Annotated in this window: 22 protein-coding genes and 1 pseudogene; 13 read left to right on the forward strand and 10 right to left on the reverse strand. The window is 38.1% G+C overall.

Annotated features, from left to right (window positions below; all coding sequences use genetic code 11):
- Positions 1–47: 47 nt before the first annotated feature.
- Both FGD67_RS05630 and FGD67_RS05635 read right to left on the reverse strand, forming a co-directional pair.
- Positions 48–371 (reverse strand): BolA/IbaG family iron-sulfur metabolism protein, encoded by a 324-nt coding sequence (locus FGD67_RS05630; RefSeq protein ID WP_257174072.1) that lies wholly within the window; start codon positions 369–371, stop codon positions 48–50.
- 137 nt (positions 372–508) lie between these two features.
- Positions 509–1,104 (reverse strand): annotated as a pseudogene (locus FGD67_RS05635) (alpha-ketoglutarate-dependent dioxygenase AlkB).
- A gap of 119 nt (positions 1,105–1,223) precedes the next feature.
- Here FGD67_RS05635 and FGD67_RS05640 point away from each other — a divergent pair.
- From FGD67_RS05640 to FGD67_RS05660, 5 genes are all read left to right on the forward strand, one after another.
- Positions 1,224–2,363 (forward strand): methyltransferase, encoded by a 1,140-nt coding sequence (locus FGD67_RS05640; RefSeq protein WP_257174073.1) that lies wholly within the window; start codon positions 1,224–1,226, stop codon positions 2,361–2,363.
- A gap of 19 nt (positions 2,364–2,382) precedes the next feature.
- A complete protein-coding gene (locus FGD67_RS05645; protein ID WP_257174074.1) occupies positions 2,383–2,955 on the forward strand; it encodes a YajG family lipoprotein in 573 nt (190 codons plus the stop codon).
- A 35-nt stretch (positions 2,956–2,990) separates the two neighbouring features.
- On the forward strand, positions 2,991–3,572 hold the full coding sequence (locus FGD67_RS05650; RefSeq protein ID WP_257174075.1) for a peptidylprolyl isomerase: 582 nt from the start codon (positions 2,991–2,993) through the stop codon (positions 3,570–3,572).
- A 759-nt stretch (positions 3,573–4,331) separates the two neighbouring features.
- Positions 4,332–4,661 (forward strand): hypothetical protein, encoded by a 330-nt coding sequence (locus FGD67_RS05655; RefSeq protein ID WP_257174076.1) that lies wholly within the window; start codon positions 4,332–4,334, stop codon positions 4,659–4,661.
- A gap of 147 nt (positions 4,662–4,808) precedes the next feature.
- Positions 4,809–6,068, forward strand: a complete 1,260-nt coding sequence (locus FGD67_RS05660; RefSeq protein WP_257174077.1) for an AmpG family muropeptide MFS transporter — start codon at positions 4,809–4,811, stop codon at positions 6,066–6,068.
- Positions 6,069–6,371: 303 nt separating this feature from the next.
- On the opposite strand, the gene FGD67_RS05665 is transcribed toward FGD67_RS05660, so the two are convergent.
- Positions 6,372–6,917, reverse strand: a complete 546-nt coding sequence (locus FGD67_RS05665) for a YkvA family protein (RefSeq protein ID WP_257174078.1) — start codon at positions 6,915–6,917, stop codon at positions 6,372–6,374.
- A gap of 240 nt (positions 6,918–7,157) precedes the next feature.
- On the opposite strand from FGD67_RS05665, the gene FGD67_RS05670 reads away from it, so the two are divergent.
- Positions 7,158–8,399 (forward strand): DUF3667 domain-containing protein, encoded by a 1,242-nt coding sequence (locus FGD67_RS05670; protein ID WP_257174079.1) that lies wholly within the window; start codon positions 7,158–7,160, stop codon positions 8,397–8,399.
- 141 nt (positions 8,400–8,540) lie between these two features.
- Here the strand turns inward: FGD67_RS05670 and lysS are convergent, their stop codons facing one another.
- From lysS to dsbC, 4 genes are all read right to left on the reverse strand, one after another.
- Positions 8,541–10,082, reverse strand: coding sequence for a lysine--tRNA ligase (gene lysS, locus FGD67_RS05675; protein WP_257174080.1), 1,542 nt, complete (start codon positions 10,080–10,082; stop codon positions 8,541–8,543).
- 58 nt (positions 10,083–10,140) lie between these two features.
- A protein-coding gene (gene prfB / locus FGD67_RS05680) for a peptide chain release factor 2 (protein ID WP_257174081.1) occupies positions 10,141–11,239 on the reverse strand; the annotation gives its coding sequence in 2 pieces (ribosomal slippage) (positions 10,141–11,163 and positions 11,165–11,239; 1,098 coding nt in all).
- Between the two features lie 181 nt (positions 11,240–11,420).
- Entirely contained in the window at positions 11,421–13,166 is a 1,746-nt protein-coding gene (recJ, locus tag FGD67_RS05685; RefSeq protein ID WP_257174082.1) for a single-stranded-DNA-specific exonuclease RecJ, read from the reverse strand.
- Positions 13,167–13,341: 175 nt separating this feature from the next.
- On the reverse strand, positions 13,342–14,130 hold the full coding sequence (dsbC, locus tag FGD67_RS05690; RefSeq protein WP_257174083.1) for a bifunctional protein-disulfide isomerase/oxidoreductase DsbC: 789 nt from the start codon (positions 14,128–14,130) through the stop codon (positions 13,342–13,344).
- A gap of 270 nt (positions 14,131–14,400) precedes the next feature.
- On the opposite strand from dsbC, the gene fldB reads away from it, so the two are divergent.
- From fldB to FGD67_RS05710, 4 genes are all read left to right on the forward strand, one after another.
- Entirely contained in the window at positions 14,401–14,925 is a 525-nt protein-coding gene (gene fldB, locus FGD67_RS05695) for a flavodoxin FldB (RefSeq protein ID WP_257174084.1), read from the forward strand.
- Between the two features lie 102 nt (positions 14,926–15,027).
- Positions 15,028–16,260, forward strand: a complete 1,233-nt coding sequence (gene srmB / locus FGD67_RS05700) for an ATP-dependent RNA helicase SrmB (protein ID WP_257174085.1) — start codon at positions 15,028–15,030, stop codon at positions 16,258–16,260.
- A gap of 332 nt (positions 16,261–16,592) precedes the next feature.
- Positions 16,593–17,696 (forward strand): FecR family protein, encoded by a 1,104-nt coding sequence (locus FGD67_RS05705; protein ID WP_257175075.1) that lies wholly within the window; start codon positions 16,593–16,595, stop codon positions 17,694–17,696.
- A 92-nt stretch (positions 17,697–17,788) separates the two neighbouring features.
- A complete protein-coding gene (locus FGD67_RS05710) occupies positions 17,789–20,665 on the forward strand; it encodes a TonB-dependent receptor (protein WP_257174086.1) in 2,877 nt (958 codons plus the stop codon).
- Between the two features lie 13 nt (positions 20,666–20,678).
- Here FGD67_RS05710 and FGD67_RS05715 read toward each other — a convergent pair whose 3' ends face one another.
- Complete coding sequence (locus tag FGD67_RS05715) at positions 20,679–21,251, reverse strand: YSC84-related protein (RefSeq protein ID WP_257174087.1); 573 nt, start codon at positions 21,249–21,251, stop codon at positions 20,679–20,681.
- A gap of 147 nt (positions 21,252–21,398) precedes the next feature.
- Entirely contained in the window at positions 21,399–22,172 is a 774-nt protein-coding gene (yaaA, locus tag FGD67_RS05720) for a peroxide stress protein YaaA (protein ID WP_257174088.1), read from the reverse strand.
- A gap of 349 nt (positions 22,173–22,521) precedes the next feature.
- Here yaaA and tal point away from each other — a divergent pair, with 349 nt between their 5' ends.
- The 3 genes from tal (at position 22,522) to FGD67_RS05735 (ending at position 24,456) form a co-directional block, all read left to right on the forward strand.
- Entirely contained in the window at positions 22,522–23,475 is a 954-nt protein-coding gene (gene tal / locus FGD67_RS05725; protein ID WP_257174089.1) for a transaldolase, read from the forward strand.
- Positions 23,476–23,669: 194 nt separating this feature from the next.
- Positions 23,670–23,822 (forward strand): DUF3545 family protein, encoded by a 153-nt coding sequence (locus FGD67_RS05730; protein ID WP_373567876.1) that lies wholly within the window; start codon positions 23,670–23,672, stop codon positions 23,820–23,822.
- A 94-nt stretch (positions 23,823–23,916) separates the two neighbouring features.
- Positions 23,917–24,456, forward strand: a complete 540-nt coding sequence (locus FGD67_RS05735) for a hypothetical protein (RefSeq protein WP_257174091.1) — start codon at positions 23,917–23,919, stop codon at positions 24,454–24,456.
- On the opposite strand, the gene FGD67_RS05740 is transcribed toward FGD67_RS05735, so the two are convergent.
- Positions 24,437–25,234, reverse strand: coding sequence for an EAL domain-containing protein (locus tag FGD67_RS05740; protein WP_257174092.1), 798 nt, complete (start codon positions 25,232–25,234; stop codon positions 24,437–24,439). The two genes, FGD67_RS05735 and FGD67_RS05740, sit on opposite strands and share 20 nt — an antisense overlap.
- Positions 25,235–25,415 lie beyond the last annotated feature (181 nt).

Raw genomic sequence — 25,415 nt, forward strand, 5'->3', positions numbered from 1 at the left:
CGGCTGAAGTGAAATAACGGATGGCTTCCCAAGGGTGTGGGAATAATTTAGCTTATTTTTTTACTGCCACCTAAACACTTAGGTGAAAGCGGCGTATTCTCAGCATAATAAGTTTTCCATTCCTTTTCAGTATAGGTATGTAGCGCTAAGGCGTGAATACTATCAGCAAGCTCTGTCGCTAATAGGGCATTAATTGCACGGTGGCGCTTAATTAAGCGTTCACCTTCAAAGTCTTGCGAAACGATAATAACTTTAAAATGCGATTCACTGCCCGGTGCAACATTATGTTGATGACTTTCATTTATTACGTCGAGGTGAAGTGGTGAGAAAGCAGACAGTAATTTTTCTTCGATAACAGCTTCTATTGTCATATTATTTTCCCTAAGATTGATCGAGTTATAGATCATCTTTAATTTTAGTCGTTGCCAGTAATTATGCCATCTATCTAGACGGCTGACAGCGTTATTTTTAATATTTTTATCTTCTAATTATGGCTAAAAAAGTGACTTTAGCGCGTTATCTTTCGAAAAGTTAAGTTAATCCGCGGCATTATTATTCGAGTTCTTTTTGGTACACAGTGTTGCCAGTAGTTTTGTGTCTCGCCTTGCATGATCAGCAAACTATCTGAATCAAGAATAAGGTTTTTTTCTCTTGAGTTTTAATATGCTTTAACTGAAAGTCACGCTTTGCACCAAAAGATAATGAGGCGATTACCGGCATTTTACCTAGCTCAGGCTCATTATCACTATACCAGCCAACACTATCATGTTGGTTACGATACATATTCGCTAACACCGCATTAAAGTTATGCTGGCAATAATCACTAACCTTTGCTTTTAAGGATAATAAACTCGCTGTCCATGGCTTAGCTATCAAGGTCATATTTGAATAACGATAATGTAAGTTATGATCACCATACCAAGCTTGCAGCCGAGGTATTTTCATGATGTTACCAAACATTCGAATATCATCCTGTCGCCAAGCTACTGTTTGCGCTAACTGATGAAAAAGTTTGTATACTTCATCTTTAGCATAAAAATTTTCAATATAAGTAATATCAGCGTCAGGTAAAAGTATTTTCAAACCAATAAGCTCCTTATTCATCACTTTGCCACTCACTCGCTCTGTTTTAATCGCATTATCTCGATAAAACCTGCAATTAACTGGCCCACAATGATAAACTTTGTCACAATATCAGCCACGCCAACTAAGTATTTATCGCTATGATCAGCCCTTTTATAATCAATGACAAAAACCTTTTCCTCGATCGATTCCCAACCGGACAAGTGAACCGTAGTTTACAGGCTTGGGATGCCGCAGATGAATATCTGCTGAATTACTTAGAACAAGAGCAGTTAACATCCGCTAAACATAAAATCTTAATATTTAATGATAGTTTTGGCGCTTTAAGCTGCAACTTAGCTCAACATCAACTTTATTGCGTTAACGACTCATTTTTAAGCCACCAAGGTATTGAGTATAATTTTCAGCAAAATGGCATATCAAATGAAAACCTAACCTTACTAACAAGCTTAGACGATTTGCCTTCAGACATCAGTATCGTGTTGTTCAAAATTCCTAAAAGCAAAACATTGTTATGTTATCAATTAAGTCAAATTAAGCAGCAACTCTCCCAAGAAGTAATATTCATTGCCGCTGATCGCGCAAAAGAAATTCATAGTTCAACACTGAAGCTATTTGAAAATTATTTAGGCACGACCAAAACTTCACTAGCGGTAAAGAAAGCGCGTTTAGTGTTTAGTCAATTAGATAATGAAAAAGCGTTATTGGCCTCTTCTCTTAGCTCATGGCCATTAGAGAACACAGAGTTTACCATTAATAATCACACCAACGTTTACGCCAGAGAAAAGCTTGATATTGGTGCGCGCTATTTTATGCAAAACCTGCCTGACGTTGCAGCAGGTGCTCAAGTTATTGATCTTGGTTGTGGTAATGGCGTCATTGGCTTACAAGTATTATCAAAACAGCCGACTGCAAATATGCTCTTTATTGATGAATCTTACATGGCAATTGCATCAGCCAAACTAAACCTGACGAAAAACTTACCCTCAACCCTTGAGCAATGTCAGTTTCAAATAAATGACTGTTTAACCAGTGTTGAGGGCGGTAGCGTCGATGTTATTTTATGCAATCCACCATTTCATCAACAAACCGCCACCACAGATCATATCGCTTGGCAGATGTTTAAAGACAGCCATAGAGTCTTGAAAAAAGGGGGCGAGTTGCGCATTATTGGTAATCGTCAGCTTGGCTATCATATAAAATTAAAACGCATTTTTGGCAATGAAAAACTTGTCGCGAGTAATGACAAGTTTGTCACCATTTCAGCTATAAAACGTTAATTTACTTTAAGAGTATCATATGAAATCATCAATAATTAAGTTCTTACTTTTCAGTTCAACTACAGTATTTCTGCTTGCCTGTAGCACAGCAATTAAACATGTCATTGTTAGTCCTGAGCTCAGTACCGGTATCAGTGATGTTTACCAACAAAAACAGGTGCAATTACGTTTTACCGACTTACGTCGCTCAAACCACATTGTACAAATTCTCCGCCTTGATGAGCCAGCACAGTTATATTCTTCTCAACAGCCCATAGTGGATATTGTCGAACAATCACTGACGTCAGCGTTAAAAGCTAACGGTTTACAAGTAACGTCATTGGCAGCAAATAAAATTGAAGTAATCATTGATAATGCTTTAATTAATGTTCAGCAAGAACTATTGAAATATAGTGCCAATAATCAAATGGACTTTCGTGTTGTTATCAACAATGCCAGCGGCACGTTAACAAAATCATTTAAAATAATCGGCAAAAGTAACGGACCATTAAAAGCTGATATTGCCGTACTAGAACGAGACTTTAATCAGCAACTAGCAAAACTATTAACACAGATAGTCCGAAATCAAGAAATACAAGAGTTTGTTAAATAAATAATCACTAGAGCATTAATTTTGAGATAACCACAATGAGAATTTTTTCAGTTATATTATTATTACTTTCATTAACTTGTAGTGCAAAAAATTTAGCGATTGATCCTGATAATTTATTCCCACAGGTTAAGTTAGAAACGTCAATGGGAATTATTATTGTTGAGCTTGATAGAGTGCGTGCGCCAATAACCGTTGATAACTTTTTAACTTACGTCGTTACTGGCGAATACAATAATACTATTTTTCATCGTGTTGTTGCCGAATTTATTGTACAAGGAGGCGGTTACAGCCAAGATTTTGTACTAAAAAAAGTTAGTGAAGATATTATTAACGAATCAGGCAACGGTTTGAAGAATGAGAGTGGCACTATCGCAATGGCGAAAGAAAACCGCCCTCACACCGCGAATAGACAGTTCTTTTTCAATGTCGCCGACAACACCAATTTAGACCCTGGCAGACGTTGGGGCTATGCTGTCTTCGGTAGTGTTATTGAAGGCCAAGAAGTCATCGACGCGATGGCATTAGTAAAAACCGATTATAATGAAGAGATGGCTTGGGAAGATGTACCTATCGAGCCTATTATGCTGATTAAAGCCAGTTTATTACCTGCAATATAAAACCATAGATAATCATCATTTTTAATGACTTGGGCTTAACTTCATAATGTTGAGCCCTTTAATTTCAGCTTATAGAGCTGACATTTTTTACTAAACATCCCATAAAAAATAAACGTCTCTTAACAATTGAGTTAATGAGCCAATGTTTCTAAATCACTAAAGCTAAAGTAGTATGCTCAATGCTGCTCGCTAATGTTGATTAAATTTACAGTAAAACTGTTGCAAGATTATCTTACTCTACAAACACCTATTATTCACAAATCCAACACAGATAGCTTTATACCAAATCTATTAAGTTTGTTCACTGAGTGGGAAGAAACTTAGTAAAATTGGTATTACTCAGCATTTTATCTATTGCCAATTAAGTTTAAAAAGCAGTTTAACGAGGATGGATGTGCAAACAAAAAATTTATATAGTTTTGCAATACCTTAGGAGCTGTTGATCTTTCATTTTAGTTTCTACTATTAGCTAATTTTGAGGTAACAAGGCGAAAAATGTCCGTTGTAGTTATCTACTTTAACAATTTCCAACGATGTTATATTGAAAATTAGCCATAGCCTCTTGGGTTGAATTGAAAAAACACCTATATTTCCAGCAACCAAGAGCCTTACATTACACTTTGGTTACAATTTTAATTTTGACAATTTGCAGTTTATCGTCGATAACTAAACAAAGTAAATGACATCACTAGGCGGTTTATACGGATATTTCGACTTAGCTAAACACTTGAAGCAGGATATTGGCAAACAAGGAATATCATGGCGATTGAGCATTTTATTAATGAGAAAATCACTCAAATTCGGGTTTATATTAATGCGGTGATTAATCACACACTCCACTACACCGAACTTGATCTATTTGTAGAGCACACCATGTCTGAATGGACCTTACTTAATGTCAGTGATGAAACTCCAAGCAGTGCTAGAGAACGTGTATTTTGGCATATAATGCATGAGCTGAGTTTACATAGCTCAAAAAAGTTTGACAGCGATTTATATTTCAAAAGTGAAATATCAACTTGTTTAGAGTTTTTCTCTGGTGTTGGCGGCTACCCTATTGACTGCGTTGGCTGGCGACCATTACCGTAAAACCCATAACACCTTGGCAATAATACCGGTTTAATGCGGGTTACATCAGCTAACTAATTTCCAGTTAGAACAGATTAAACTTCTGTTTACTAATACATTTTGATAGCCTAACAACATTATCCTCTCGTATTCATTAGGCTTTGAGCAATGCCATCACCAACCTTTAAGCAAGCAATATTTAATCGCCGCATGCTAATTTGTATTTTTACCGGTTTTAGTTCTGGCCTGCCTTTATTTATCCTTTATCAATTAGTGCCCGGTTGGTTACGCTCAGAAGGCGTCAGCTTAGCCGAGATTGGCTTATTCTCACTGATTGGTATTCCTTATGTATGGAAGTTCATTTGGTCGCCCCTGATGGACCGCTATTCTTTGCCTGTACTCGGTCGCCGACGCAGTTGGATGCTGCTCACTCAAGTGCTACTACTGTTTTCGATCGCTGCTTTTGGCTTTGTTGATCCGGTGATGAATATTTGGAGTGTTGCCTACTTAGCTGCCGCTGTAGCATTTTTTAGTGCCAGTCAAGATATTGTACTTGATGCTTATCGTCGTGAATTACTGCCAGAGCACGAACTTGGCTTAGGTAACTCAATTCATGTACAAGCTTATCGACTTGCAGGCTTAGTACCCGGCTCTTTAGCCTTTATTCTAGCTGATCATATTAGCTGGCAATCGGTATTTATTATTGTTGCCAGTTTTATGTTGGTAGGTATTTTCTTGAGTCTATCCATCAAAGAGCTGAAAAATGCACCGCAAGCACCAAAAACCTTACAGGATGCTATTGTCTTACCATTCAAAGACTTTATCAGTAGGAAAGGCACTAAAGCCGCACTGCAAATACTGGCATTTTTATTTCTCTATAAACTCGGTGATAGTATGGCAACCGCTTTGCAAACCCCCTTTTTTATTGACCTTGGGTTTACAAAAACCGAAATAGGTGTGGTAGCTAAAACTGCCTCACTGATCGCAATGACCATAGGCTTGGCCATTGGTGGTATCGTCATGATTAAACTAAGTATTAATCGTGCTTTATGGCTATTTGGCGTTGTTCAAATAATCAGTATATTAGGCTTTGCTGCCTTAGCAGAAATTGGTCACAACACCTACGCTTTAGCCATGGCGATGGGCTTTGAATATTTAGGTGTTGGTCTTGGCACTGCCGCTTTCACCGCTTTTATCGCTAGAACAACTAATCCAGCCTTTGCAGCAACACAATTTGCGTTGTTCACTGCGTTAACCGCACTACCACGAACCTTTGCTAATGCCACCACTGGTGTTATTGTCGAGCAAGTAGGCTGGACTAATTTTTACTTTTTATGCACGGTATTAGCTATACCTGGTATGTTAATGTTATTTAAGGTCGCACCTTGGCGAGAACCCGCTAAGCAAATAACTCAGGAGACAGTATAAACATGATCCGACTATTTTTCCTCGTACCAATAATTATGTGCGCTATTTGGTATTGGTATTTAAAAAATAACAACTATACCATCAAGCAAGGCTTGAAAGGATTTGCTTATATATTCGCCTTTAATGGCACTATTATCGCATTCTTTGTTCTCATGCTGTTCCTGACAAATTAACGAATGTTGGAGTCTGGCAGATTTTTCCTGATGTCTTGATAGCAAAACTTTATTGCCAAAGATAAAAAAGCCACAACAGTGGCTTTTTTAAATATCTAATATTAGCTAAAGCTAACAGGGAAATTATCAATTAGAAAATTGAACGAAATCCTGAACGACCACTTCGACTTGAGCGGCGATTTCTCATTCGACTATGTAACTCTCTGCGCTTTGCGTCCAACCACTCATCACGAGTAACCGCAACATCACCCTTACGGTTTTCTTCACGAGTACGATAAGCACAAAACTCAAGAAAGGCTTCAATGTCATCTTTAAGTTCTTCAGCAACCAACTCAATCATAATAGCATCGTCTAAAAAACCTAACACCGGAATATGATCAGGTACTAAATCTTCTGGATCACTAAAATACGCTAGCGCACTTAACACGTCTGCACGTTCTTCTTCAGGTATGTTCCATTCAGAATCTTCAATCATTGCCACTAAAGTTTCTAACTTTTGAATTCTTTCGCTGACAAATACTGGCACATCGCCTTTAACATCTTGGCTAAGACTTTTTGCGTTTGCTAAAATTTCTGCTTCACTTAAACTTTTGGCGCCCGACTTTGATTCTCTCATCACATTACGAAAATGCTCTAAATCTGACTCTTTCAACTCGAAGGTAACTTCAAATGCCATTATAATTCTCCTGCTATTTGGCTTGCTTTGATCAGTAACCCTCTAAATTTAACAGAACATTATCAATACAGCACTATAGATATAGAAAATATTAACGATTAATTGTAAATAAAAGCAATTTTTATTTACATTCTTTCAAATTACTGTAATTTTTAGCAAAAATAGGCATCAAAATTCAATTTGCGCCAAAAAAAATCAATGCTATTATGCTAAGTAACTGTTTTATTTACTGCAAATATTATGCTTGACGATAAAAATAACAACGGCGTTGCATTATTAATAGCCGATAATAAAACTGACGCTGTCATATGTGAAAATTGCCACGCGAAAGTAAGTGGCTCTTACTGTAGTCAATGTGGTCAATCAATTGAGTCAACTATAAAGTATTTTTGGAGCGTGCTGTTGCACTTGCTCGATGATATCTTTAGTTTTGACTCTCGTGCATCTAGAACATTAAAGCCTTTACTATTAAAACCAGGATTTTTAACTCAAGAATATATCCAAGGTAGGCGTGTTCATTACGTACCACCACTGCGGCTTTATTTATTCATCAGTATTATTTTCTTCATTTCACTTAATTTTTTCGCCGTTGACGGTAAAGATCAGCTTGTACATGAGCAAAGAATGGCTGCGCCTTTAGAACAAGTCACTCAATATATTGGGCAGCTTGAGCATTCACTTAACGATTTATCACTAATCAAAAAAAAGTTACAGCTAGAAAAAATTAAGCAATATAAACAATATCAAGCAGATTTATCGCTAAGCAGCGCATCAAAAGCATCTGAATTAACTAAAGAAATTGTCGAATACGAATTTAGTATTATTAATAATGAAGAGCCGATATCAGATAAAAGTCAGCAAAAATTGCGTGACTTGAAGGAGAAATTAGCACAAATAAAAATAGATAAAACCGCTTCAAACGAAGTAAGAAATTTCTCCATTGCCAATAACGATGACGGCTCACTAACCTTTGACTTTTTATCTGATGAAAATAATAAACGTTTAAACACTAAAATAGCAACATTAGAAAAAAAGGGCCTACAGGCACTAAACTCTGATGCTAGACCGTTAATAAAGCAATCAATTAGCAAGCTACCGCAATTAATGTTTATTTTATTACCTCTTTTCGCCCTGATTCTTAAGATATTTTATCTCTTTGCTAATCGTTTATATCTTGAGCACCTTACCGTAGCACTACATAGCCACAGTTTTATTTTCTTAATCATTTTTTTAGTCAACATTCTCGAATACGGCCAAGAGCACTTAATCACCTTAATGCCTAATGTCGCTAACGGATTAGGCTATCTAGCCATGTTATTACTCGTTTGGTTACCATGTTATTTATTGCTTATACAAAAGCGTGTTTATCAACAAGGCTATCTGTTGACCTTAGTAAAATTTTCCGTTATCGGCATAATTTATTTCAACTTAATCATCTTAACAGCTATTGTGGCTTTCTTTTGGGGCCTGACCGATATCTAACCTAATGACTCGTTATATGGATATAGTTACTCAGATTCTATTTAAATAGGCTCGGTATTTACGTTATATCAAGCCTATAAAAAAAGCACCCTTAGGTGCTTTTTTCATTATCTGCTTGAGCAACAACTACTCTGTTTATTTTTATTCAGCAAGTGGACGCATATGCGGGAATAAAATAACATCTTTAATGGTTGGTGAATCAGTGAATAGCATGACCAATCTATCAATACCAATACCTTCACCTGCTGTTGGTGGTAAACCATACTCAAGTGCTTGAATATAGTCAGCATCATAATGCATTGCTTCGTCATCACCCGCATCTTTACCTGCAACTTGATTTTGGAAGCGTTCCGCTTGGTCTTCAGCATCATTAAGCTCTGAGAAGCCATTAGCTAGTTCTCGACCGCCGACGAAAAATTCAAAGCGATCGGTAATAAATGGATTGTCATCATTGCGACGAGCTAATGGTGAAACTTCCCATGGGTATTCGGTAATAAAGGTTGGTTGATCAAGCATATGCTCGGCAACTTCTTCAAAAATTTCACAAATATATTTACCTGCACCCCAGACTTTAGACGCATCAGTTTCTTTTACGCCAACAGCTTTTGCCATCGCTTTAAGCGCGTCAAAGTTTGCTTCTGGATTACGTAAAACATTTTCATCTAAATCAGTTGAGTACTTTAATATCGCATCAACCATAGATAAACGCGTAAATTTCTGGCCAAAGTCATAAAACTTCTCTTCTACTACTTCACCATCAGAATTTTTAACTGTGTTACGAATAATTGCTGAGCCCATAACATCTTCTGCTAAAGTACGTAGCATATCTTCAGTAAGGTTCATTAAATCATGATAATCAGCATAGGCTTGGTAGAATTCAATCATAGTGAACTCTGGATTATGACGTGTTGATAAACCTTCGTTACGGAAGTTACGATTAATTTCAAAAACTTTCTCAAAACCACCAACCACCAAGCGCTTCAAGTAAAGCTCTGGTGCTATACGCATATACATTTGAATGTCTAAGGCATTATGAAAGGTTTCGAAAGGCTTAGCTGATGCACCACCTGGAATAGTTTGGAGCATTGGCGTTTCAACTTCCATGAAATCACGGTCAGTTAAAAACTTACGAATACCATCAACTATTTTTGAACGAATTTTAAAGGTATTACGGGTATCTTCATTGATGATCAAATCAACGTAACGTTGACGATATTTCGTTTCAACATCAGATAAACCATGGAATTTCTCCGGCAATGGACGTAACGATTTAGTTAATAGCTCGTACTTATCCATGTTGACATATAAGTCACCTTTACCTGACATATGCATAGTGCCGGTAACACCAATAATATCGCCAATGTCTAACGTGCCCCAACGCTCTTTAATATCTTTTTGCACAGTTTTATGAGCATAAGCTTGAATGCGACCAGACATGTCTTGTAAGACTAGGAATGGACCACGTTTTGCCATAACACGACCAGCAATGCTGTATTCAGCAGTTTCAGCTTCAAGCGTTTCTTTATCTTTTTCGCCATGTTCAGCTTGTAAATCAGCAGCATAGTGTTTTCGATCAAACTTGTTAGGGTGACCATTTGCCGGACAGTTTTCTCGAATTTTTACTAATTTGCCACGACGCTCGGCAATCAACTTGTTTTCGTCTTGGTTTGCTTGATCAGTCATTTTATTTCTCGTGTTTAACGTAATATGCTATTTAAAAAATTAAAATTAATTAAGGTGTTTATAAGCCAGACTTCAAACTAGCTTCTAAAAATTTGTTTAAGTCGCCGTCTAACACCGCTTGAGTATTGCGGTTTTCTATGCCGGTGCGTAAATCTTTAATTCGGCTGTCATCTAATACGTAAGAACGAATTTGACTACCCCAACCAATATCAGATTTTCCGTCTTCTAATTCTTGCTTACCTTCATTCTGCTTTTGCATTTCCATTTCATATAACTTCGCCTTTAGCAACTTCATCGCGGTTGCGCGGTTTTTATGCTGTGAACGATCGGCCTGACATGCGACAACAGCGCCGGTTGGTAAATGGGTAATACGGATAGCTGAATCAGTTTTATTAACATGCTGCCCCCCAGCACCAGAGGCGCGGAAAGTATCTATACGTAAATCAGCGGGATTAATATCAATTTCAATATTATCGTCTATTTCAGGATAAATAAATGCCGAAGCAAATGAGGTATGACGACGACCACTTGAGTCGAACGGTGATTTTCGTACTAAACGATGCACGCCGGTTTCGGTACGTAACCAACCAAAGGCATACTCACCGGTGTATTTAATGGTACAACCTTTAATACCCGCAACATCGCCATCGGTAACTTCAATGGCTTCTGTTTTATAGCCATTAGCTTCCCCCCAACGTAAATACATCCGCATCAACATTTCGGCCCAATCTTGTGCTTCAGTGCCGCCCGAGCCAGATTGGATATCTAAATAACAGTTATTAGCATCTTGTTCACCGGAAAACATTCGACGGAATTCTAATTTTTCAAGACTAGCTTCTAATGCTTGTGTTTCATCTTCAGCATCATTAAAAGTTTCTTCATCGTCAGCTTCAACCGCCAGCTCAACTAAGCCTTCAATGTCTTCACAGCCGGAATCCATTTCATCAATGGTTTCAACCACAGCTTCTAATGCGGCTCGTTCACGGCCTAGGGCTTGTGCACGCTCAGGGTCATTCCAAACATCAGCAGACTCTAATTCACGAACAACTTCAACCAAACGTTCTGACTTTTGGTCGTAGTCAAAGGTACCCCCGAAGCATATTGGTGCGTTCGCGAATTTCTTTAATTTTATTAAGTACTGGATTAACTTCTAACATATGATTTTGGTGACCAAGTCACAGCTAAAGACCTAAGGGTAAAATAGTCGCGCATTGTAGCCTAATTATGCAATGAAATAAATGCTTGCTTGGCTGATCAAATCGCCTTTTTACGATATTTTTTGAGCTAAAAAACATAAATATTATTAGTAGCACTAGCCATTTATGCTGACACTAAACGCTATTCTAATTGTTCGACCATTAATTGCACCGACTGCTTACCACGAAACTCATTGATATCAAGACGATAAGCAAGCTTAACTTGCTTCGCTTGATGATCAGGCCAACGTTTAATGTCAACATTAAAGGCAATGGCATCAAATATTTGCTGATCTTTTTCTACCACTAATTTCAAATGTTTTTCTCCAACAATACGTTGCTGTACTAACGTAAAGACATCATCAAATAATGGTTCAGGGAAGTTTTGTCCCCATGGGCCAGCATCTCGTAATACCTGAGCGAAGGTCAATGTCATATCTCGAGTCAGTAATTCACCATCTGAAGCTAGAACTCCAGTTAAAGCTTCTTGGCTTAACCATTGCTGAGCATATTGCTCAAATAGCATCGAAAAGCTTTCAAATTGCTCTCTAGCTATTGATAAGCCTGCGGCCATAGCGTGACCACCAAACTTTGCAATAATCCCCGGATGTTGGCTATCGATATATTCTAATAAATCACGAATATGTAAACCAGGAATAGAACGTGCAGAGCCTTTAATTTCATCGCTATTGTTATTTGTATCAGCAACGTTTTTATCGCTGCCTTTAGCAAAAACAATGCTCGGTCGATGATACTTTTCTTTCAACCGTCCGGCGACAATGCCAATAACACCTTGATGCCAATCAGCATGAAATAAACTAATACCGTGTGGTAAATTTTCTTCACTAAACTGTAAACTCGCGAGTACTTGCTCAGCTTCGATTTGCATGCCTTGCTCTATTTCACGACGCGCTTTATTTAAGTCATCCAAATCTGCCGCCATCACCCTTGCCGTTGACAAATCTTTCGCTAATAAACAATTGATACCAAAAGCCATGTCATCCAAGCGCCCTGCTGCATTAATCCTTGGCCCTAATGCAAAACCAAAATCACTCGCTACTAATTTTTGTTGATTCTTACCGGCTATTTCAATTAAGGCTTGAATACCTGGCCGTGTTGCACCCGCACGAATACGTTTTAAACCCTGTTCGACTAAAATACGATTATTAGCATCTAGTGACACCACATCCGCAACCGTCCCTAAGGCGACTAAATCGAGTAATTGCGCAATATTTGGCTCTTTAATATTTTGCTGCTCAAACCATTGCTGTTCACGTAAATACTTTCTTAATGCCAACATAAAATAGAAAGCGACCCCGACCCCAGCTAACGATTTACTGGCAAAGTTACACCCCACTTGATTAGGGTTAACAATTGCATCCGCAGGCGGCGTTGTGGCACCGGGCAAGTGATGATCGGTAACCAGCACTTGTAATCCTAACGCTTTCGCCCTTTTAACCCCTGCCATACAACTAATGCCATTATCAACAGTGACTAAAACCTCTGCACCTTGTGATACAGCAATATCAACAATTTCAGGAGTTAAACCGTAACCATACTTGAAGCGATTAGGTACTAAAAAGTGGTGATTGCTTGAGCCAAGCATTTGTAATGCTTCCATCATGAGTGCCGTACTGGTTGCACCATCAGCATCAAAATCACCAATCACGGTAATATTTTTTTGCCCTTTTAGTGCCTGATATAAAAGTTCACACGCTTCAGGTAAGCCTTTTAATGTTTCAACGGGACATAAATGTGAGGCCGTTAACTCAAGCTGTTCTTTACAAGTAACGCCACGACGGGCATATATTTGTCGGACAATAGGATGAAGCGAACTGGGTAAATGTTCATCACTAATGTGTTCTCGACGAATAATTTCTTTTTGCATCAATCACTCTTCTTAAATAAATAGTACTAATAATGAGAATAGTAGAGACAAAAATGGCAAGTCATTAACTTGCCATTTTCTAGATAAATAATCTGTTTCCATAAAACTTCAAGAAGCAGAGTTCGTTCAAACGTCCTGAAAGCCACATGCGGTATGGATATAGCTATGGTTTACTTTATAAAGTAGTTTCCAATAACATAAATAATTTACTTGGCTCTTGATAACCAGGTACCATCATGCCGTTGGCTAACATAATCGCTGGCGTTCCGGTAACTCCCACTTGACGACCAAAATTAAACTCTTCTTCAATGGGTTTATCACAAATACGGGCGGCAACATCAGCGCCAGTTTTTGCTTTGGTTAGGGCTTGTTGAGGGTCTTCATGACACCAAATTGAGCGTAAATCTTTAAAGCCTTGAGAATAATTACCCGTACGGTCTTTTACTCCTGCACGTGGATACGCTAAGTAACGCACAGTAATACCTTTATCGTTATAATCTTCAATTTGTTCGTGCATTTTACGACAATAACCGCAGGTAATATCAGTAAAAACAGTAACCACATACTTTTCATCTTTTGCTGGGAAAACAATCATGGCATCGGAGAATTTCGCCATCCCCTCAATACGTATTAATGCTAAGCTTGCTTCGGTCAAATTAGTCACATTATTACCTAGACCATACATTTTCCCTTGCAATAAAAATTCACCATCAGCACTAGCATAAAATAAGCCCTGATCAGTAACTACTTCAACCAATCCAGCCATAGGAGATGGTTTAATGCTAGCAACATCAAGCCCTAAGGTATTAGTTAGTTTTGCTTTTACTGCATCAAAAGCTACAGGTTGTGCTGTAGCTAACATAACACTGTTTGCAACTGAGGTTGTTGGCTCAACATACGCGTTGACATTGTTGGCCAAACTTAACAGGCCAAGCGCTGCAGCCAATAAAAACTTCTTAGACATAAATCAATTCCATACCTTGTTGAGAGAAAAGTGAGCGGAAAATTACATTTGTAATTTTAGGTAAACACAAAGACCGCTTTTAACGGACTAAAATTACAGTGAAAAGCATATAATTGCAATAACGCTTGATCAGCTAGAGCATATTTCACTTTAAAAATATTGTCAGCTCTGGCAATGGAAAGCTTCTTATTTACTAAAATTTTGTTAAAATCCCGTCATTATTTCACTAACCATTTAGAATGGTTCGCAACAAACCTCGGTAATTTATCAATGAACATCGCATTATTTTATGGCTCAACCACTTGTTATACCGAAATAGCGGCAGAAAAGATTCAAGCAGAGCTTGGTAGCGATATCGTCAGTTTATTTAATATAAAAGACACTCCACTGGCAGAAATGGCTGACCACGAGGTTTTAATCTTAGGCATTTCTACTTGGGACTACGGTGAAATTCAAGAAGATTGGGAGTCACACTGGCCAGAAATAGCTGACATTGATCTTGAAGGTAAAATTGTCGCACTTTATGGTATGGGCGATCAAATTGGTTATACCGACTGGTTTCAAGATGCGCTCGGTATGCTGCATGAGCAAGTCCTTGCACAAGGAGGTTATGTCATAGGTTATTGGCCGAATGAAGGCTATGACTTTGCCACCTCAAAAGCATTAACAGCAGATGAGCAACATTTTGTTGGCTTAGCGCTTGATGAAGACAACCAATATGATGCTAGTGAAGAGCGTATTAAACGTTGGTGTGAACAAATAACCACTGAAATTGCCGATATTCTGTCGGATTAGTTAAAATATCATAATAAATAAACAAATTTGGCAAGATCTTTAGGATAAATATGATTTTGCCATTATAATGCGCAATTATTAATCCCCAAAGAAAATTATTACATGTTTGAACAGTTTGACCTAGATTCCGCGTTATTAGGCGGCGTTGAAAATGCAGGCTTTAAAAAGCCAACGTCTATCCAAGAATTAGTACTTCCTGTGGCTATGACAGGCAAAGACGTATTAGCTTCAGCCCCAACAGGAACGGGAAAAACAGCGGCATTTATTTTACCTGCTGCTCAGCATTTATTAGATTACCCTCGCAAAAATCCTGGTTTTCCGCGCGTGCTGATTTTATCGCCAACACGTGAACTTGCCATACAAACGCATGAGCAATGCGAAAAGTTAACCGCCTTAACCAAGATTAAATCAGCGGTCATTACTGGTGGTGTTAATTACGGTAGTCATAAAGAAGTGCTCACAGGTAATACCGATATTTTGGTTGCTACTCCAGGTAGATTGATGGAGTACATTGAAACGGAACAATTTGATAGTCGCGAAATTGAAATTTTAATTTTAGATGAAGCTGACCGTATGTTAACCATGGGTTTTGCAGAAACGATTAGTCGCATTGTTGCTGAAGCACGTTGGCGTAAACAAACCATGCTATTTTCTGCAACACTGGAAGGTTCTGCCGTGGTACGTTTTTCGCGTGAACTTCTCAATGAGCCGGTATTTTTAGAAGCGAACCCTTCTCGTAAAGAAAAAGCAAAAATTCATCAATGGATGCATTTAGCAGACGACAAAGATCATAAATACGCTTTATTACTCAACTTATTGCAACAAGAAGACGTAGAGCGTGCGCTTGTTTTTGCCAATAAACGTGAAACTGTACAATACCTATCAGGCAAACTTTATGCTGACAACATGCCTTGTGTTTGGCTTGAAGGTAAAATGCAACAAGACAAACGCAACACCTCTGTCGAACGTTTACGTAATGGCACGGTGAGTGTTTTGGTCGCCACTGATATTGCTGAACGTGGTCTGGATATTGATGATATAACGCATGTTATAAACTTTGATTTGCCGCGCACTGCCGATATTTATTTACATCGCATTGGTCGTACTGGTCGAGCTGGTAATAAAGGCACCGCTATCTCATTGGTTGAAGCACATGACATGACAGTGATAGGTAAAATTGAGCGTTATATTAAAGAGCGCTTACCTCGCCGAGTAATTGAGACACTGAGACCAAAATATAAAGAAGCACGTGTGGCAATGAAAAAGGCGAAAGTCAAAAGAACCGTTGCACAAAAGAAAGCTAAAGCGAAAAAACAAGCAAAGCGTAATAAGTAATAACTTAACTTTCAGCTTTCAGCTTTCAGCTTTCAAATAAACCTAAACCTTAATGAGCAACTGAAGGTTTAGGTTTTTTATTTTTATCCTGCCAATATTATCTTAGCAAGCAGTTATTGCTGCTCTACAAAGCTCCACCTTTTAACCTATGCTGTTTTTCATCAAAGCTAGTTAATAGCAAATATTGTGTACAAATTTATTGCCAACTAAAAGTTATAACTTTTGTTTTTTTTAAAATTTCCATAGCACCAGCATATAATTTCGTTTACATTAAGTCCTTACCGAAGAATGTTACAATATGTAATCTAAAACCTTTATATGATAATTAGTTGATGATAACCGAGACGTTAAACGATAAAAAATCGGTCCAAGAGCAAGCTAACCTCTGGATAACACGCCTTGATAAGGGATTATCTCGAGCCGAAAAACAGCAATTAATTGCATGGATCAATCAAGATGAATCTCATTATGCTGCTTTAAATAAAATTTCTTTCTTATGGAGTGATCTTGCTACTAGACACGAACTCAGTGGTTTATTTTCACATAAGGCAGAAACCAAGTCACAAAATGATTATTTCATGAAGGGATTATTAGCTGCAGGTTTGGCGTGCGTTGCATTATTAACAGCAAACCTTTTTAGCGACGTTAATAAAATATGGCCAAGCTCACAGCACCATGTCAACCCAGCGCTCGCATATCAAAAATATAGCAGCCAATATGGCGAACAAAAACAACTTACTTTAGACGATGGCAGTATTGTCGAACTCAATACCAATACCGTCATAGAAGTCGCTTATAGTAAACTTCAACGTAAAATAACCTTGATACGTGGGGAAGCTAAGTTTGATGTAGCAAAAGATAAAAACCGCCCTTTTACTGTAGTTTCTGGCCATAATTCTTTTACCGCGCTTGGCACCATTTTTAACGTTCAGCGTGATAATATTAGCTCAGCTGAATTACTGGTAAAAGAAGGTAGGGTATTAATTGCTGAAGCTAATGCCCCTGTTGATAAGTTACTGAACGCAATAAATACTCCAATTGAGCAGAATTCTCCTCACCTAAACCCTGCTCTTCGAAGCCCAAGCAATAACAACATTATTTCTGCTGGTGAAAAAGTCGCGATTGCTAATGATATTGCTTCTGAAAAACAGTCATTATCAGCGCAAGAAGTTAAACAAGAATTAGCCTGGCAGCAAGGCATATTGATTTTTGATGGCGAGCCACTCAAACAAGTATTAAAAGAAGTTCAGCGCTATAACACCATTAAATTTATGCCAATAGATAATGACCTAGCAAAGTTGCGAGTTTCTGGTTACTTTAAAACTAATGACCTTAACGCGCTATTACAGTCTCTTCATTACAACTTTGCAATCGATGCTAAAAAAATAACAACAAATACCTATGCACTTTCTAGTAGCTCAAATACAAATCAATAATAACAAAAGCTTGTAACATACTGAGTAATTTTTAATTAAAATAGGCCGGTAACAAGTAATAAAATTAATGCTTCAACGGAATTTGGCTCTTGATGAATAATACTTTTTACCTTTTGGGCTTAGATAGAATAGCAATGCTATTTTCAGCATTTAACAAGCAATTGATATCGAGCATAATTGTACTGAGCTTTATGTCATTTTTTAGTAAAGCTGAGCAACTTATCTATTTCGATATAACTGAAAAAAATGCTAACCAAGCACTGATCAATTTTGCTCAGCAAAGCCAACAAACTCTCCTTTTCTCATTTGAACTCGCAACGATAGCCCAAAGTACCCCTATTAAAGGTTATTACAGCACTGACTTTGCATTAAGAAAGTTATTAAGAAACTCTGGACTGACTTTTAGCAAAAATAACGACGGGGTAATTGCCATTATTGCCGACGAATCCCCGGTTGAAAAACTCATCGCTGTAACGACAAATGACAACCGTAAACAAAACATCCCGCCAGCTCAAGTCAGCATAGAAAAAATAGCCATTGTTGGCAGCCGTACCGCTCGTCGATCCATTATCGATTTGCCAGTACCTGTTGATATACTCTCTTTTCAACAATTAAAACAATCAGGCCAGACGGATATTGGCAATATGCTACAAGCGGTTGCACCTTCTTTTAACTTTTCAAAATCAGCTATTAGTGATGGCAGCGATGTTTTACAACCAGCAACACTGCGAGGTTTAGGCCCAGATCAAACCTTAGTGTTAGTCAATGGCAAACGTCGACATCAAGCCAGTTTAATTCATATCAACAACTCTGTTGGACGTGGCACAGCAGGTACTGACTTGAATGCCATTCCGCTAGCCGCAATTAAGCGCATTGAAATATTGCGTGACGGCGCCGCAGCGCAATATGGCTCCGATGCCATCGCTGGCGTGATTAACTTAGTGCTAAAAGATGACACTGCTCAAGATTACGTTGAAATGTCCTACGGGCAGTACGGTCAAGGTGATGGTGCTAGCCAACAACTTGAGTTCAATAAAACCTTCAGCTTATTAGAACAAGGGTTTATTAATACTTCCTTAAGTATCAGTGACTTTCAAGCAACAAATCGCGCTGGTCAAGATGGCGCCTGTATTTATCAAGACTGTATTAGCATCGCACCTGAAAAATACTTTACTAGCAGCAATAATGAAATTACTGCCAATCGCCAAACATTTGAAATTGGTAATCCTAAATCACAACAGCAAGCGGTTGTGATCAATGCCGGTTACCCACTTGCTTTAGGTGAACTCTATGGCTTTGCTAGCTATTCTAAAAGAGATAATACTTCTGCTGCTTTTTTCCGTACCGCTAGAGATAACAGTACTAACCCGCAACTACAAGACGGGCAAGCAACAGTAAACAATGGTTACTTACCTAAAATTGCCACCAGTATCAAAGACATGTCAGTCAATTTAGGCTACGCCTTCGATCTCGATAATGGCACCGCTATTGATGCATCATATACCTATGGTAAGAACTCACTTAACTACTGGACAAAAAACTCTATTAACGCCTCGTATGCTAACTTTCTACGTTATCATGAGGCACAGGCTGCAGATGATATTCGTACAACAATTCCGCGTACAGCTCACGCTTATGATTTATCATTATCTTTACAAACTTTAAATTTAGATATTATGCAGGATCTTGACTGGGCAACCTTAGCTGTAGGGTTTGAGCTTAGACGTGATCATTATCAAGTTGAAGCCGGTGAAAAATACAGCTACTTTGATTACAACACTCTAGATAACCAAGCCCAGTATAACCATGACGCTATTGCTGGAATACAAGGATTTCCGGGTATTGCCCCTGATGCAGTCGTTGACGAACAACGTTATGTTCGCTCTGCATACCTAGAACTAGAGCAACAGCTTAGCTCTGATATATCGCTAAATAGTGCCTTGAGATATGATGACTATGATGATTTTGGTGCCTCGACAAACCTTAAAGTTGCGGCATACTGGCAGAGTAATAACTGGCTAACTTATCGAGCGGCCTTCAATACCGGTTTTCGAGCCCCGTCCATGCAACAACTTTACTTTAATAACACCAGTACCCAGTTTTTAGTAAACAACGATGGCCAACTGATCGGTCAAAAAGTCGCAACTTTCAGAAATGATAGTAACTTAGCTCGCAGCATAGGTATTTCAAAGTTAACAGAAGAAAGCTCAAAAAATTTGAGTTTGGGCGCTGTTGCAAGCTTGAGCAATGGCCTTACCATCACATTTGATTATTATCATATCAGCATTGACGACAGAATTGTCTTGAGCAGTAGTCTTTGCTCTGGAGAGAATACCGTATTAGACCAAGCATTAATGGTTGAAAATGTTGATAAAGCACAAGTGTTTTTAAATGGTATTGATAGCACAACACAAGGTGTAGACCTTATTGCCACTTGGCAATATCCAATTTTCCAAGGCGTACTTGACTTGACTTTAGCGGCGAATTTTACCGACACCAAAGTGAGTCAATTATTTACGCCAAAAAGCAGTGCTTTAAATAACTTACCGGTAGAGCAGGTATTTTCCCAACATGACATCGCCATTATCGAAAGTTGGCAGCCGAAAAACCGTATCAATTTTAACATTAATTATCAGCAAAAAAATTGGCTGTTTAATTTAACATTCAATCGTTTTGGACAATACAGCGTACTTGATGGCGATAAACAAACATACTCAGCCAAGCTGTTAACCGATGTACGGGCTGAGTACCATATTAATGAAAGTACCAAGGTCTACTTTGGCAGTAATAACCTATTTGATGTCTACCCTGATAAAAATACTATCGGCAACTCAAGGCAAGGCCAGATCGTTGATGACGCAGGTAATACCATTGTTGATAGTGATGGCGTATTTGAATATTCCCGCCGCTCGGCACCATTTGGCTATAACGGTGCCTATTTCTATGCCGGTATTGCGCTGAACTTTTAATGCAAAGCTGACATTAATTTAAGGCATCAGCACGCCAGAACTTAGTGCCCTTAATGGTTGCTTGCAATGCTAAGCCACTTTCGGTCAAAGTATAAACTGTGACATCACCATAATAAGCTTCACCTTCAACTGAACCGCCTTTGTTACCCGCCTTCGCCGATGCATCAGCATTACCACCAAACGTCCAGCCACTATTAACAAAATGATTCATGGCGTCTTTGCTATGGAAAACCATAACAATACGGTAGTCTTTCACTCCGAGACCTAGACCAATACCACCTTCTGCCATATTCATATAGGTATGTGTGTTTTTCTGGTTATCTTTAACGACACCATAGCCAGTGCCTGCAGCGATAAAAATTAAATTAATATTAGCATTTGAAAATACCGCATAGCCAGGCGCGGCACTTAATTGCTCACGGGTATCAGGTTTATTAGCAAACAGTTGTGTTAACACCGTATCCTTCATTTGTAATATTTTTTGCTGTTGCTCAACTTTATTACCGTCGCCCATAGTTGCACACGCGGTTAGTGTCAAAGTAATGAGTACATAGAAAATCGACTTAATTGTAATTGTTTGACGCATATTCATGATAAACCTTTTTATTAATATCAGCTTATTGAGCTTAGCAGAGAAATACTGACTTAAGAGGTCAATGTAATAACAACTGACCTAAACCGCTAAAATATCAGCGCGAATCAGACACTAGGCATAATTGCTCCTAGCATATAATTATGTTTCTTTACGAGTAAACACCCAGTTGTTGCCTTTACTTAATTCACTCGAATATTGATAGCCAGCAACATCAAACGCTTTTAATTTTTCCACATCACTGATTTGGTTTTCAATAATATAACGCGCCATTAAACCTCGGGCTTTTTTCGCATAAAAGCTGATCATTTTAAATTGACCATTTTTCCAATCTTTAAATGCCGGTGTTATCACCTCAGCTTTTAATACTTTTTTATTCACTGATTTAAAGTACTCATTAGACGCTAAGTTAATCAATATCTTGTCACCTTGAGCAGCAAGTGCTGCATTTAAGTGCTCAGTGATAATATCCCCCCAAAATTGGTATAAGTTACTACCACGTTCATTATCGAGTTTCTTGCCCATCTCGAGTCGATAAGCCTGCATCAGATCTAATGGTCTTAATAAGCCATATAAGCCTGATAAAATCCGCATATGCTGCTGAGCAAAAGCAAAGTCATCATCAGTGAAAGAGTTAGCATCCAAGCCAGCGTATACATCACCATTAAAAGCCAATATTGCTTGTCTAGCATTCTCAGGTGTAAAAGGTGTTGTCCACTCACCAAAACGCGCCGCATTTAAGCCCGCTAATTTATCACTGATTGACATTAATGAACTAATATCAGCTGGTGTTAGTGTTTTACACTTTTTCATCAGTACTTTACTGTGTGTTAACAACTCCGGTTGAGAGAATTTTTCAGTAGCAACAGTAGACTCATAGTCTAGATTTTTAGCGGGAGAAACAACAAGCAACATGATTTATTTACTCTATCTTTAAAATTTTTGCCACTATAGCATAAGAAAAAACCAATATAACAGCCATTCCATTAACTGTTTGCTGCGGCATCTGACCACGAATGATTTATTAACATGGCTTCAGCGAATAATTTCGCCGACTCATTAACCGATGTAAGATACGATAGCCTTTTTATCTAAGTTATTTCATTATCACCCTTGCTAATTTATGAAAATTTGATACTAATATAGGTGAATAAGACAGATACCTAGCAATTTCAATCTATGTTGCTCGAAAAACGTTGTAATACTTCACTAAAATTAACTAAGACATTCATCTGATTCCATTATTAATATCAAGGGACATGTTATGACCGATCAACTTTCTCAATTAAAAAAAATGACCACTGTTGTTGCCGATACCGGCGATATCGAAGCTATTGCTAAGTTTCAACCGCAAGACGCCACAACCAATCCATCTTTATTATTAAAAGCGGCTGCTTTACCTAATTATCAACAATTATTAGCCACCGCTGTGAAGTGGGCTAAAACTCAATCTAACGATGCGACACAACAAGTTATTGATGCCGCCGATAAGCTTTCAGTACTCATTGGCTTAGAAATTTTAAAAATAGTACCCGGTAGAATATCAACAGAAGTTGATGCGCGTTTATCGTTTGATACGCAAGCATCAATTACTAAAGCCCACAAGCTGATTGCCATGTATAACGAAGCAGGTATTAGCAATGATCGTATATTGATCAAGATTGCCTCAACATGGGAAGGTATAAAAGCGGCCGAGCAATTAGAACGCGAAGGTATTAATTGTAACCTAACCTTGCTATTTAACTTTGCCCAAGCCCAAGCCTGTGCTGAAGCCAACATTTACCTGATATCTCCTTTTGTAGGTCGCATTTTAGACTGGTACAAAAAAGACACCGGGCGCAGTGAATACCCAGCTAGCGAAGATCCCGGTGTAGTGTCGGTGACCAGCATCTATAACTATTACAAAGCTAAGGGCCATAACACTGTAGTTATGGGGGCCAGCTTTCGAAATATTGATGAAATACTTGAATTGGCCGGTTGTGATCGATTAACCATCAGTCCTAATCTGATGGACGAATTAGCAAATTCAACCGCAACAATCAGCCAAAAATTATTCAGCGAACAAGCACCGTTAGCCAATAAAGCACCACTTAGCGAAGCACAATTTAGATGGCAAATGAATCAAGACGCCATGGCAACAGAAAAACTCGCGGAAGGCATTCGAAACTTCACCATTGACCAAGTAAAACTTGAGCAACAATTAACAGCTTTGCTTTAAGCCATACTTGGCAAACATAAGCTTAAAGGCTTACCTAAACACTTAAATAGCGCCATTTTAAAATTTGAAACAGTGAAAACCATGAATTTGTCACCAAAGTGCAAAAAAATGTTTCTTTTCCATACAGAACTGTGTTATTAAACAGCTGCAGTTGTAGAAAAAAGGAACATACCATGGCAAAATTTCAACAAGTAATGGACTCTTTAGGTACACAACCTAAATCAAGTTCAAGTAATAATAAGAAAAGAAAATGGCGTGAAATTGAACAACTGAAAGAAAAATTTCAACTGGAAAAAGAATTAAAAGCTTTTGATTATTCTTTAGAACGTATGTTGGAAGAGTTTTAACTTAGTGTTAGTCAAATAGTTAAAACTGACTAAAACCCGGACGTAGCCGGGTTTTTTATTGGCTTTTTATTGGCTTTTTATTGGAAATAATGACATGAATAATAAAGCCATCGGTTTTGGTGATATTAACGCCAAACTTGTTTTCTATATAAAAAATCGTCCTCCCCTCGCTTTATATCAAAATTTAAGCACTGTTAAGCCCTTAGCAAGCAATGAAATTGCCTATATTTGCCATGAAACTGGTAATCATTGGCGAAAAATATTTAATGTTTACGCCAAGTTATTATTCGAGTTATGCCCAGAGCAGTTTTCTTCATGGCAACAGCTAAGAGATAAAGCACTTTTGCAAACTGACAGTAACCATTGCTTACTTTTTTCTCCACCAGAACTTTGCACACTTGGGCTTTCAACCGCCAATACTTTAGCAAGGCAGGATAATAAAAAGTTGCAGGTTATATTAGGCAAAGGCTATAGCGAACACCTTGGCCTTAGCAGCAACTGTACTTGGCTTAGTCATGACTTTGCCATTAATACAGAATTGGGCATTATTATTTGCCCATATTTCGATTATCGACAATTATCCAATAAAAAGATCAGCCAACTGAGTGGTCTTATCAAACAACTGACAAGTTAACCCAAAGCGCCTGTTTTTTTTGCAATAATAAAGGAGCTATTAAATGCTTAGGATATTCACGAATCGGCTGATAAGCTGGTTTAGCCAAATAAAAGCCCTGAGCATACACCATGCCTAAAGCCTGCAAGTAGTCGAACTCTTGCTGACACTCAATACCTTCCACCACAACTTCAGCTTCAGCCGCGCTAGCTAAATCAAATATCGCTTTTAAAAACTTTTGTTTAAAATTATCTTGGTGACAATTCTCGACAAAATAACGATCAATTTTAACAATGTTAGGTACAAGTTGGCTCCATAGTTTAAGCCCAGAATATCCGGCACCTAAATCATCAATAGCGACATTAAAGCCAAACTGTCGATAGCGCGCTAAAGCATCACGTAAGATGTGATGATTAGGAAAAGGATACTTCTCACTTAATTCAATGACAATTTGTTGGCAATTTAATCCCGCTTGTTCAACAAATTTCACTGTTTCACCTTGAGGATGATTGTTATTAAGCAACACAAGCGGACTGATATTAAGGAATAGTTTGCCGGTTAACTGTAGCTCAGCAAAGCGCTTAATTGCTTTATCACGGCACAATATCTCAAGCTCAGAAAGTAAACCCGCTTGCATAGCGTGTTGAAATAGAACGTCTGGTGAATGCAGAGCGCTAGCTTCTGGACCTCTGGTTAGTGCTTCGTAGCCAACGATACATTGTTCTTGAGTATTAAATATTGCTTGAAATACAGTGCTAACAGCTTTAGCTTTGATAATGTCATTTATGTTTATACTCACGTCACTCTCCTAATTAATGATGATTCTAAGGAAGTTTTGTGACAGTTTTATGACTAAGGTGATCTTTAACTTGTTTAAAGCTATCTACGCCAGTAAAAAGCCGTCAAAGCTACTGTAAGCGATTATCACTCAATAGTTATGGCCTTGCTGAGAAACTGATAATAGCTTGCTGTAATTGTTA

This window comes from Colwellia sp. M166 (genome assembly GCF_024585285.1).
Lineage (GTDB): Bacteria > Pseudomonadota > Gammaproteobacteria > Enterobacterales > Alteromonadaceae > Cognaticolwellia.